Origin of the sequence: Desulfovibrio sp. (assembly GCF_009712225.1) — a bacterium.
In the GTDB taxonomy this organism is placed as follows: Bacteria; Desulfobacterota; Desulfovibrionia; order Desulfovibrionales; family Desulfovibrionaceae; genus Desulfovibrio.
On record NZ_WASP01000003.1, the window covers coordinates 18,130 to 30,416 of the forward strand.

A 12,287-nucleotide genomic window follows, 5' to 3' on the forward strand; every position below is an offset into this window, starting at 1 on the left:
GAGAACATAAAGGACAGAGAGCATGACATTTCGCGTTCATCTATCAAATATTTTTAAGTAAAATATTACACAATCAAACAACTCGCTATGCTGAGTTGTTGAAAAACAACCATCACAGCATTAAGTTTGTCTAGCACAGCCCTTAAGGAAAGATGGAGTAGAAATAACTAATTATTTGTAATATAAGTAATTTTCTGAAATAAGAGAATCAGCAGCAGGAGGTTGCAATGCCGATTTATTCAGATACCTACACAAAGCCAGAGCAGAAAATCGTCGCAAAATTCGAACAGGTCTGGCCGGGTTTTAACCAGGGAGACTTTTGGGATCGATTGAAGTGTGGCGGGTATATGACATTACCCAAAACTATGCCCCTGATTTGCGTCTATATGGACTGCCTCGAAAAGGGAGGGCCGCTATCCCCGACTTATTTGTCCTTATGGGCTAACACGTTCGACCTGCCTTGCGTTGAGGTGAGGGATGAGGAACTGATGGCGATGGAATCCGGGTTCAGTGGACAACGCCCCGTAGACACATGGAAGAAGCGGATGCGGTCGCTAGAAAATTGGAGATTCATCAAGTCGCAGAGCGGCCCGCGCGACTTTCAGTTCGTTCTTCTCACGAATCCCCATTTAGTGATCAAAGCTATCCATAATGATGCGTCGGCCAGCTACGATAAAGAGCGGAGGGACGCCATTTTTCGCATTTTAACAATGAAGGACATAGACATCAAAGGCGGCGGCTTCCTGACGTTAGCCGAAATTAGGAAGCGCGAAGCGGAAGTTCAAAGCAGGAGAGCCAGAAGAATACCGTAAGGAGGGTTCATATGACCCTGCACTTCACATTGAGCATAGGAACTGACGAGCTTTACAGCGCTTGCTGGGTTGCAATGCTCATAGCACGCGGCATGGCGTTACGTATCAGAAGCTAATGCTTCCCACGGGTCTCCGTAGAAAGCATTAACCTACAGAATTACTTGGCTTGGCTGCTCTCCTGCAAACTATTCTGGACAGCTTGAGCCAAGTGGCGGCAAGAGTTGCACCTCTTGCCGCTCTTTTATATACTAAAGAGAAGTACAGCTCAACTGGCTCAGTCAGTGGAAAGACGATTCCCCACTACGGGCCACATTACATGCCTCGCTTTTCAACATCCAAAGCTCTGAGCCCGTCATAACTAAATCCGACGATGCACGTTATTTTTTCGCCAAAAGATTGTCCGACTCGTAGTTCTGTACGCGCGGGTACAAAAAAAGCATTAAATTGTGGGATAGCGTCCAGGGTTAGATAGGCACTTTGTAGAGATGCTATTTCCTCAGACACCTTCCCATCTACACGCATCCCCTTGTCCTTGCTCATTGAGATCGGAAACAATGCATTCCCGGTATAAAACAGTTTTGATGTTGTATTTTTACTATTATTTTTTGATAACGACTTACAAATATTTCTATATTTTATTGCATTTTCGACATCTGATGGCGCATTGCTGGACAAACTTCTGCAAAAATATAGTACGTACAAGATATAGTTGGCTGTTAGATTACGCTCCATTTCTGACAGGGATTCAGTCAAACCAACGATTGTCCCCCAATCAAAAGTGCCCAAGTGCAGATGAGCAGTAAAACATTTCCACAATATTCCCTCGGCGAAAGAATCGGTCAAAAGAATATCCGTGCAGTAATCGATAATGTTTAATAACTGATCATGCCCTAGGCGAGAAAGATCTTCCTTGCTGGCCATATTTACTGATGCCAAGTATGCATATTTATAAGTATTATCATTAGGATGGGTGGTTATTATTTCAAGTAACTCACTCTGAGAAAAATTTAATTGCAATAGTTTAGTTTTTCCATTCGCATAGTATTGACTTCCTCTTATGTCCTCATAACGCGACTCTGTTTCAATATCATATTTATTTGCAATGCGTATTAATTCATTACACCACTGCGATTCAGGAGTTCTATTAATAAGGAAAACTTTCTTAAAATCATCTTTTCGTGATATATTTTGCATCTTAGTTGCTATATAAGTTGTCATCTCCATAATAGAAGAGTACGGATAACTTAGTAAATATGTATTTGTCTCAGATGACGGATGCCTTTCAATAATATCAATAGCCATTTCAAAATCATTTAACGCAAGCTTGGTGAGTTGTGAGCATTCATCATAAAGGTCAGAACATGTAATGTATCCCTTAGCTATGCGATATTTTATATTTCTAAAGTATATTGTACCCCTCACATGATAATGAGATGAGTTGTTTGGCTCCAGCTCAATGGCCTTATCAATGAGCGTCTTAGCCAGCTCAAGGTCGTGCGCTCTACTATCGGAGATAAGACGCCCATAATGCTGAAAAAATTGAGCGTTTTTTGGCATAAGCTGTGTAAGTTTTTTAAAAACACACTCTTGTAAATTAACATTTTCTATATCCATGATAATCTGAGAAAATTTTTGAGTCTCATTTTCCACTTCACGCTTAATAAACATACTCACAAAAAGAGCTTCCAAAGCGTCTGATGTTTCATTTCTTCCCTCGAACCCTCTTAAGTCGCCAATGAAATCTTCACATAATTGTTTCAAAGCAGAAGGTTGACCTAAGAATTGCTTGGACAAAATGTTTTTTGCAATCAGGGGATGGCACACTCTATAATTTAAATTGTTTTGAAAAATAAGGGCACCAAATCGTTCTGTGAAATACCGCTGTAAGGCCATTGGAGTTGAATATGTGTGCCCATTGTTCAGTATCTTAGTCAGATATGCATAATGCAGACCATGTTCTGTAAGGTAGTAAGTTATGAGTGCAATGTAATGAAGTGCCTTTTTTAGCTTTTCGTCGTCGTCAATCCTCTCAAAAATCCTGTCTATATAAGAATTAACACTCGTAAAATCTTTTTCAAAAGTATACATCCCGTAAAAAAATGGAAGACGAAACCTCGTCATGCTAGCTTTGGTTGTCAGATCATCTAAGTTTTGCCGCCGTTTCTGCACTTCAGACGGTGAGTAGCCCTTTTCGTCCATTTTTTGGATATACCAACTTTTGAACGTCATAGACTCTTCTCCTGCCAGCGGGCCAAGGACTTTTCTGCTTCCACAGTCTGGCGTGCTCACGACCCGAGCAAAGGATAATGTGGCTTCTTTCTCTTCCTCATATGTTCTGTAGGGGTGCATAATAATTCCCCTGAGGCGCAGACTCTTGAGCCTTGAGAGCAGCAAGTTGACATCATTTTGGGAGAAGTCGAAATCCGCCAATATTATCAGCGGTTTTCCGGACTTCGAAGATAGCCTTCTAAGACATTCATCAGTACCACTGGTAATTTTGGTGACTATGAGGGTAGGAAAATGTGCTCGCAATTCCCAACAAATAGCACGACATGTCACGGTGGCTCCCGATCCAGGAGCGTGCCCAATGCGAAAGATAGCCTGGGTGGATTTGTCTGCTAGGTCAACAATGTCCTTTCTATATTCTTCAACTGCTTTTCTTGGGACATAAAGCTTTTCGCTAATTGCGGCCCAACTGATAGGTTGGCCACAAAAAAAACTATCTTTTTTGGATTCTTCAATATTTTCCTCAAGTAGAAGCGCGTCACATACTAAAGTCATATGCTCACTAATGAAGATGTCATCTTCATCGTCAAGCGGAACTCCCAACCGGTTCTCAGCATGAGGGATAATTTTTTTCTTGCTCACCGGTTTACTGAAATGTTCAAGGCAATATTCTGCTAACTCCTCACTGCCAAGTGCAAACTTTTGGACATCAATGTCGGGGTAGTCTTCCTTGACGAATTCTTTTTCGGCATAGTTGTGTTTATCTAACAGCGCAACTCTCCCCATTTTTTGTTGGCTGAACCATTCCAGAAGTCTTTCAAGATACTTTGTTTCTTTTCTAAAACTGTTCCTGTCAATAATTACGAGTATTTCATCTGGGCTTAGAGCTGTAACAGCGATTTCCAGTATGTTATCAAGAAATCTGCTATACTTGGTTCGCCACTCTGGAAAACATTTTACTATGGTTTCTGGCAATATTTCAGTGCCTGAAGCATAAATCCACCACATTTTACTATTTTTAATATATTCTTTGTTTTCATCTTGGCCTAAAATAATACTGCGGAGTAGTCCTTTTTTACCAAGCTCTTCGCGGAGCGAGTTGTTTTCATCATTGGTATGAAACGATATAACGCCAGACCATTGAATGCGGGCCAAGGCCTCACTAACAGATTCTCCGTATGTGCTATCTGCCCCGCATACAAAGACGTAGCGCATGTCATTGCAAAAATAACTACTATATTCAGCCAGTCGTTGCGCTTCATCTCGCATTTGTTCGTCAGTCATACCCTTATGCCACATTGCGGGTTCGATGTTCTTCCATTCGGTATGGTTTGTCTTATCCAGTAGCACTTTCATGAAAACTGAGGCATATATGAAACTTTTTATCCTCATGTCGTCACTAACATCGCGTTTCCCCGCGTAATTAAGCCCTGCCATCACGCGAGCGACTAATCGCGCATTATTTAAGCAATCTTTGTAACTAAAAGAAGAGCGACAGATAGAGTCGACCCAATTTCTTTCCTCCTCTTCGATGGCTTTGACAAGTGACTGACCTTTAAAATCTTGTTCATCCCACTGGCATTCAGATAATAGGATAATGTCATTAATCCAATCGAATAGGGACTCCTTTTCCAGGTTAGTCAACAGCGCGCTTAATTCAAAATAAGCAATATCAAAAAACACGTACCCATCCACCCTACTTGTGGCAAAATCAATCAGTGTACAGGTGGAGTCATATTTTGAAACAAACACGTTGTCTCCATGCATATCTCCGTGCATCGGACAAATAATACTTTCGAATTGTGTCAAGTTCCACAGTGCGTTATCCACTGCGTAAGCATAGGCGTTGGGTAATTTTATACCACAGACAGACAAACATGCGTGGCCGAGTGGATTTTTTCCAAAATGTGTTTTCAAATATTCTGCAAGGTTTCTTTCTTCATTTAGCTTATTTTTGAGGATGCGCTTGAAGAGGACAGACGGAGACTCTTGTTTTCCATTTATTGATGACTTGTTAAAGATCTTATTTAATAACTCTTGGATAATATTGCGAACTGCTTTATTTTTTTTGCTATTTTCTTCGAGTTTATAGAAGCAGACGAAGTCATTATAGCTCCCGCCTGCTAGTTCAAACAAAAGAACATAGTATTCACCAACAACCTTTTTTTCGATGCACTCTGCATTGGTGAAAGGGAATTCGTTTTTGAGGTTATTATACTCATTGGGATTGCTATCTATTTTTAAATAAAAATATCCCTTGTGGTTGGAGTCGCCCTTCAGATGTACTTTGTAGACCTCTGCCCCAGATAGTCCCCTGCTTACTTGCTCAAGCATTTCAAGACTGTCGTTTGAGCCAATTTTAAATTCTACAACTATTTTTTCTTTTATTTGTTCAAGCATACTCATTTTCTCAATCCTCACTAGTGAACAGTATGTGTCATGCAAAATACTTGCAGTAGAATACGATTATTGTAATATGCCCGCACTACATTTAATGCAGTAAATACCTATATATTTAATCATAGGTATTCGTCTGCAGGCCTATGTTTATTGCTGATGGTGCCTTCTTTTATATGAAACTGAACATCTTTCCGCTTGCAGAATGCGATTACTTGTTCAGCCTGCTCATTGTAAAATTCACGATGACCTTTGAACATCGTTATTTCTTTGCTATAGTTCGTGCGACCAAAAATAATTTTGTCTGTAAAATCTATCGCTTCCAAAACGGTTTCCAGATCTTGCTCAATTAAATTTGGCGTTGGGTATGGCTCGATGCTGACCCACGTTTTACAACCATTTTTGTGCAATGCCTTTAATGCCGATAATCGGGTACTATAAGGCGCTGCTCCAGGCTCCATGCTTGCACGGTAATCTTCACTCAGCGAAACGAGTGTAATGCCGTATTCGTTTTCCTTAGAATAGCTTGCTAGCTCTAGTGGTAGAATACCCTTGCTCAAGACAATGCATTTTACTCCAGCATTGTTGAGTTTTCTGATGGCAGCAAGGCTCATTTTTTCTATTTCTTCATATCCATACATGAACGGATCAGTCGTAAAGCAAAGCTGGACAGATTGGATTTTTGATTTCAGCCGTGGAATTTCTTTGTCTAAAATTTCCAGGGTGTTGGAAACCAAAAAAGGTTTAAGCCAATCTTCATAGGAACTGACCTGACCAAACCGCCGCTTCAACATAAAGGCATAGCACGGATACTTACAGCCATGAGCGCAGCCAAGAACATGGTTCATGGTATAGTCGCCATATTCCACGCCGGTAAGGTAGAGCATGGATTTGCGCTCTATATAGCCTTGCACCGCTTTCATGCCTGGATTCTCCTGATTGTGATCCGCTGTTTACCTTTTTCTTCCCAGAAGGTTGAGGGCTTACCTGTTGGCGTTGTTGCTGGTGTCCGGATAATATCAATCACGCCGCGTTTCTGAAATTCCTCTAGTGAGCTATGTAACATTTTAAAGTCACATAATAGTCCATGGTTATTCAAAAAACCTGCAAGAAGTCTTTTGAGCCCAATTTCAGTGTCCACACTAGAAAGGTGGGAGAACAACAATTTCTTAATTTCATCTATTGTCATAAGATCATTTTCAACTGTAGAGGTCATAGTATCAGCAAAGTCGAATAACGAAGGCTGTCGGTTTTGTTGGATATTAGTGAATAACTCATCTTTGCGTTTCAGCATATTCTCGGCCATGAGGAATAACCCATCTTCATGATTGCACATATGAATCATTCTGTATTTTGGCCGATGACCAGCCTTGAGGCGAATAGGCATATCTAAAACATACTTAAATTGTTGATTTAGTCTGGCTTTGTATTTTGCTGAAAACATTCGTTCAGCTTTGTAGCCGTCTATCTCCCCACGGTTATATTGAGCCACGATGTCTTTCCAGTAATCTCCACCTGCAATTTTGCTTAATAACTCTGTAGACTGTGGTGATGAGTTAATCTCTGTGGGGTCATATTCCACTAGGTCATCAAGGTCTCGAAGGGCTTCGTCATTGGTATAGTTTACCCCCATTGCGCGGCAAGCATCGCGGAAGAACCCAAAGGAGTTAAAATTAATCAGCATTTCCAGACTGCTAAAGCCTGAAGCGGCAAGTTTTTCAAAAAGGGCATAATTTAATGCGCGAATTCCATAAGGATCGATATACAAAAAGACATTGATTCTGCGTTTGCCCGCAAGCACCACTTCAATTTTCTCTTCATATTTTCCTGATATTATTGATGGATATCCTTTATCATTCTTGAACTGCGCAATGTTTTGCCCTAGCTTTTGCGCGTGATTTAGCTCTATGAAACAGGTGTCGATGACACCTCTGGTGCTTCCAGAACTCATCCTATCCAGACAAGTATCACGCGCTTGTAAAGCGATAATCGGTGAACCTGGCTTGCCATCATCAAATTTGCCTTGCCCGGCGAAACAGTCAACGTAATAAATTGGTTTACAGCTCGTTAGTAGCTTCTGAAAATATGGCGTCAAATAGCAGCCAAGGAGTTGGTCTTTTATTTCTGACCAACTATTTTTCAACTTGAAAAAATCCTTGTTATCTTTTGCCATACTTACTTTCCTTTTGTGGAACTCAACGCAATGGCTAGTTTTCTTGATGCAACTCTCGCTCTATGTCTTCCACAGTCGGCAAACTCGGCTTCAAATTTTCCGGGATGGCGCGGGTCAGCTTGTAGTCTGAAACTGCTAGGGCTTTATTCATATCGCGGAGCGCGTACTCAGCTAAAAGGCCATTTTTTTCCTTACAAAGAAGCAATCCTATGGTCGGATTGTCGTTCTCATGGCGGAGCATATCATCCACCGCAGAACAGTAAAAATTCAGCTTGCCCGCATATTCCGGCTTGAACGCTCCGGCCTTCAATTCGATAACCACATAGCACCGTAGTTTCAGGTGATAGAAGAGCAAGTCGAGATAAAAGTCTTCTCCCGCGACCTCAAGATGCACCTGTTTGCCGACATAGGAAAAGCCGCTACCGAGTTCCAGGAGGAATTCCGTGATATGACGAACCAGTCCGCGTTCAATATCCCGTTCATGCGCTTTCTCTCCCACTGAAAAGAAGTCAAAAATGTACGGGTCTTTCAGGACCTCCAGTGCCATCTCTGACTGTGCTTCCGGCAGCCGTTTTTTGAAGTTGCTTACCTTCGGAAGCTGGGTTTGCCGCTCATGAAGTCCGGTTTCAATCTGTATTTGCAGGACAGCGCGTGACCAGCCATGCTCGATAGCCTGCAGCCCATACCAAAGACGCTCATTGTCGGCCTTGAGCTTTTCTACCAGGGTAATTGTGTGGCCCCAAGGCAATTTGGCAACAACCTGTTGCAAAATTGGGGTTTCCGCGCATATCTGTGCTAACTGTCGCATATATCTAAAATTTCTTGGTGAAAAACCTTTAATACCAGGAAATGCTACTCGAAGATCATTTCCGAGCCTTTCGATAATCTTGGTTCCCCACCCCTCAGCATCTCGGCGCTCAAGAATTGCCTTCCCAATGTCAATGTAGAGCGAAACGAGTTCAGCATTGGCAGCCAGCGCAGCAGACATACGTGCCTTATGGACACGTGCTTTGAGGTCCTTGAGGAGGTCATCATACCCTTGTGGCAACAGGGCAATCTTGTCATTTTTCATTGCTTTTACCGTATTATTCACTTTGGCAACAGACTATTGCCAAATTGGCGACCCTTGCTTGCGAGGGGAAAAGTCAACCTTTGTAACTCGTCAGGCTTCTTTGGTTTGTTTATATTTTTGTAAGTCAGCAGTGAACCCTCGTCAATGTCAGGGCCTTTAAGACAAATTACATAGCAATGCACTAGCATATTGTGTTATGCAGCAACAAAATAAAGTCATATTCTACAACACTACAGCATGGAAAATAATCCATATCCATAGCCACAAATAAGTAAGCATAATTTACGCAATTGTATTCTTAAATTTTGTTTCATGTGCTACCCTGTTGGCATTTCAGAGGACAGGACAGAGGAAGTGTACCCACCTTCAGTGGCTCCATTCCTGCCCTGCCCTGCGGGGCTGCTTATTCGCGTTCCGCTCAACGCATAACCAGAGGGCAGGCCCAATGAAAAAAATACTCACGTTGGTAGCTCTGCTTTGTATGCATACGCCAACAGTTGCAGCGGAACTTTACGCCAAGCCAGAGCCGCCCGCCCAACTGGTGGAAGCTATCGCCCTTCAGGAATCTGGCCTAAACCCTTTTGCGGTCAATATAGCCGGAAGATCCTACTCCCCTGCCACGCGGGAGAAAGCGGAACAGCTCATACAAAGGGCGATTGCGGCTGGCCTGTCTTTTGACGTTGGCAAAATGCAGATAAACTCATGGTGGATGGAGCGTTACGGCATAGACCCGTTATCACTGCTCGACCCGGCTACCAATGAGCGCTGGGGTACATGGATACTTGCGGAAGAGATCGCCCGGCATGGACTGAGCTGGAAAGCCGTGGGCAAATACCATTCCCCAGACCCGGAACGTGGCAGGCGCTACGCTTGGCTCGTTTATCGTCACTATGCAGGCCTAAGAGCCTCCAAAATTCAGGAGGCTCCTTGTGCCGAGCAAAAAATTGATTCTCAGAACCTATCTGACCCCAGAGGAACACGCACAGATCAGAGCATCGGCCAGCAAGGCAGGGCTGTCCCTTTCCACATTCAGCAAAAGGGTGTGCCTTGGGTTTTCCGTCCCAAGCCTGGAACATCAAGAGGCAAGGATTGAATTACGACGGCTAAAAGGCGACCTCGGCAGACTTGGCGGGCTGGTGAAACAGGCATTGGCGAATGGCGCGGGCAGGCAGACAGTTCACCGTCTTTTACATGAACTGGACGCCCGGCAGCGGGAAGTTCAGCAGGTCATAGCGGCCATACGATGATCAGCAAAAAAATAGGCATCCGTCCCCAAAGTGATAACTATGCCCGCCTTGCTGACTACATTGCTGGCGTCGGTCATGAAGGTGAAAAAGGGCTCATGCACTGGTGCGCCGGATGCCTTGGTGACGATGATTACCAAGAGGCTATTGCCGAAGTCATAGATGTTCAGGCCATGAACACTCGCAGCCGACAGGGCAAGACCTATCACCTTATAATCAGCTTCCGCCCCGAGGACGAGGCTAAGCTGACGCCAGCGCTTTTCAGGGCCATCGAAGAACGCTTTGCCATCGCATTGGGATATGCCGAGCATCAGCGACATTGCGGCGTCCACAAAAACACGGCCAATCTCCATATGCACATAGCATACAGCATGATCCACCCAGAGAAATATACTCGGCATGAACCATTCCGCGATTACTGGAAGCGGGACAAAACATGCCGAAAACTGGAGCGGGAATATGGTCTTACTGTAGATAATGGCCGAACTAAAGACAAACAACGAGCTTTGAGCGAAAAAGCCACGCTCATTGAAACCCATACTGGCCAGCAATCATTTGAGTCGTATGCCAAGGGCCGCAGAGACAGCATTTTACATCTTCTGACAGTGGCAACGGATTGGCAAACACTTCATGAGGGGCTTGCCCGGCATGGCTTGGTGATAAGACCACGTGGGAACGGTCTAATTCTGGCTGATCGCCATAATCAGCGCCATACCGCAAAAGCCAGCATGGTAGACAGAGCCTTGGCGCTGAAAAAGTTGGAGGAAAAATTCGGGCTGTACCTTCCAGCGCGGAACTTAGAAAAAATACCAGAGCAAAGCCGGTATCAGGCAACCCCCTTGCACCGTTCTCCAGAACGTGGCGCTTTGTATGCGGAATACCAACAAGACATTGAAAAACGAAAATCAGGCTTGGCCACCGTCAAGGATCAGGAAGGCGCTGCTATAGTTGCGATCAAAGAAAAATGGGCGGCCAAACGCAGGGAATTGGAACGGCCGAACATAGCAAAAAAGAACCGCCTTGGTCTGCTGCAACTGGCCCACAAGCATGAGGCAGAGGAAATCGCCAGAGCCAAACTGCCGTTTCAATCTACTCGTGAGGATATACGTGGAGAGGTTCCTTTCACTTCATGGAATGGTTTCCTGCAATATAAAGCTGGTCAGGGCAATGAAATCGCTTTAGCCATTTTGCGTTCCAAACAGAGGACTGCGGAGCCGGAGCGGGAACCGCAATCCACTAGAGCAAAAGCATGGTCACAGCACAGCAAGGAAAAGTTCGCAGAAAACCATTCAAAAATCCAGGTAGAATACGCAGCCAGGGAAGTAGCCGCCTTGAAGAATGAAAACCTGAGCTGTCAGGGCAAAAAACAGCTTTTGGCGATATTACGCATGGAGCAGATTGCCGCCCATTTCTCTGCAATAATAGACCGCAAGGGAACCGTCATCTTCTCCCTGCCCGACGGCGGAAGAATTATGGACAGCGGAAAGGAGATATTCTTTTCGGGCAACAATGAGGCCGCACGGCACACAGCAGTTCAGTACGCGCAGAAAAAATGGGGAAAGGGGATGCATGTAGAGGAAAACAAAATTGTGCGGCTGAAAAAAAAGCTGGAGAAGGAGCAGCACTGGAAGCAACAACAGAGTAGGGAGCGGTAGTTATTTTTTGTTCCATTTTTCGGCAACGGGGTCAAGCAGCTTTCCGAGGGTTGTGTCCAACGCCTTGGCAAGCCGAAAGATCATTTCAAAACTTGGCTGCCTTGCACCATTTTCCAGTGAGCTAATAAAAGTCCGCAAAACATCGACACGCTCACTAAGCTGCTCTTGTGTGAGCTGCCTTTCAATCCTGTAAGCGCGTAATACTTCGCCGAAATATGGACTCTTTTTTACTCGTTGATTTGCCATAATTTGATATAATAGACGAGTAGGTGAAATTTGTTTGACAGCCAGGGATGTCTCTAGCACAGATTATCGTGCCCACAAATGTCGGCTCGGGTTAAATTGTGAGGAATGCTATTCAAGACTGATCAGAGCCAAAAAAGTCAGGATGGATTCTCTCACGGCCATTGCAGCAGAAGGTAGACCCTTTATTTCTCCACCATGCTTGATTAGTTCCGATTCGCATGTGAGCAAAACTCCACTAATCACTTCACGGCAAAGTTGTTCTAATTTTTCCAATTCAATTTTGTCCCTATCCATACAAAAATTCATTTTGGAGTTTTCCGCACACCGCGACGATGCAGCTCCATACAAAAAAACCGCCTGTAACAAGTACAAAGCGGTTATAAAAGCCACAAGCGAGAAATAGTTGATCCATTTCTCAAGAGTCAACGCACAAAGACATCAAAGACATACAAAGTGCAGTAT

Annotated in this window: 9 protein-coding genes; 3 read left to right on the forward strand and 6 right to left on the reverse strand. The window is 43.9% G+C overall.

Annotated features, from left to right (window positions below; translation table 11 throughout):
• Positions 1 to 227: 227 nt before the first annotated feature.
• Positions 228 to 812: a hypothetical protein gene (locus F8N36_RS01110; RefSeq protein ID WP_291330910.1), complete on the forward strand. Its 585-nt coding sequence runs from the start codon at positions 228 to 230 to the stop codon at positions 810 to 812.
• Positions 813 to 1,124: 312 nt separating this feature from the next.
• Here the strand turns inward: F8N36_RS01110 and F8N36_RS01115 are convergent, their stop codons facing one another.
• From F8N36_RS01115 to F8N36_RS01130, 4 genes are all read right to left on the reverse strand, one after another.
• The gene (locus F8N36_RS01115) at positions 1,125 to 5,444 is read right to left on the reverse strand and encodes a hypothetical protein (RefSeq protein WP_291330911.1); all 4,320 of its coding nucleotides are present in this window, start codon (positions 5,442 to 5,444) and stop codon (positions 1,125 to 1,127) included.
• 113 nt (positions 5,445 to 5,557) lie between these two features.
• On the reverse strand, positions 5,558 to 6,358 hold the full coding sequence (locus tag F8N36_RS01120) for a radical SAM protein (RefSeq protein ID WP_291330912.1): 801 nt from the start codon (positions 6,356 to 6,358) through the stop codon (positions 5,558 to 5,560).
• On the reverse strand, positions 6,355 to 7,608 hold the full coding sequence (gene tcmP / locus F8N36_RS01125) for a three-Cys-motif partner protein TcmP (protein ID WP_291330913.1): 1,254 nt from the start codon (positions 7,606 to 7,608) through the stop codon (positions 6,355 to 6,357). The genes F8N36_RS01120 and tcmP overlap by 4 nt, the downstream gene beginning before the upstream one ends.
• 34 nt (positions 7,609 to 7,642) lie before the next feature.
• Positions 7,643 to 8,680 (reverse strand): PDDEXK nuclease domain-containing protein, encoded by a 1,038-nt coding sequence (locus F8N36_RS01130; protein ID WP_291330914.1) that lies wholly within the window; start codon positions 8,678 to 8,680, stop codon positions 7,643 to 7,645.
• Positions 8,681 to 9,125: 445 nt separating this feature from the next.
• Between F8N36_RS01130 and F8N36_RS01135 the strand changes: the two genes are divergently transcribed.
• Together F8N36_RS01135 and traI are read left to right on the forward strand one after the other, a co-directional pair.
• Positions 9,126 to 9,773: a lytic transglycosylase domain-containing protein gene (locus F8N36_RS01135; RefSeq protein ID WP_291330915.1), complete on the forward strand. Its 648-nt coding sequence runs from the start codon at positions 9,126 to 9,128 to the stop codon at positions 9,771 to 9,773.
• 150 nt (positions 9,774 to 9,923) lie between these two features.
• Positions 9,924 to 11,579 carry a TraI/MobA(P) family conjugative relaxase gene (traI, locus tag F8N36_RS01140; protein ID WP_291330916.1) on the forward strand — a complete coding sequence of 552 codons (1,656 nt, stop codon included), beginning with the start codon at positions 9,924 to 9,926 and terminating at the stop codon, positions 11,577 to 11,579.
• On the opposite strand, the gene F8N36_RS01145 is transcribed toward traI, so the two are convergent.
• Both F8N36_RS01145 and F8N36_RS01150 read right to left on the reverse strand, forming a co-directional pair.
• On the reverse strand, positions 11,580 to 11,885 hold the full coding sequence (locus F8N36_RS01145; protein WP_291330917.1) for a helix-turn-helix transcriptional regulator: 306 nt from the start codon (positions 11,883 to 11,885) through the stop codon (positions 11,580 to 11,582). It abuts the gene before it with no gap.
• A gap of 48 nt (positions 11,886 to 11,933) precedes the next feature.
• Complete coding sequence (locus tag F8N36_RS01150; RefSeq protein ID WP_183717457.1) at positions 11,934 to 12,119, reverse strand: hypothetical protein; 186 nt, start codon at positions 12,117 to 12,119, stop codon at positions 11,934 to 11,936.
• Positions 12,120 to 12,287: the final 168 nt, after the last annotated feature.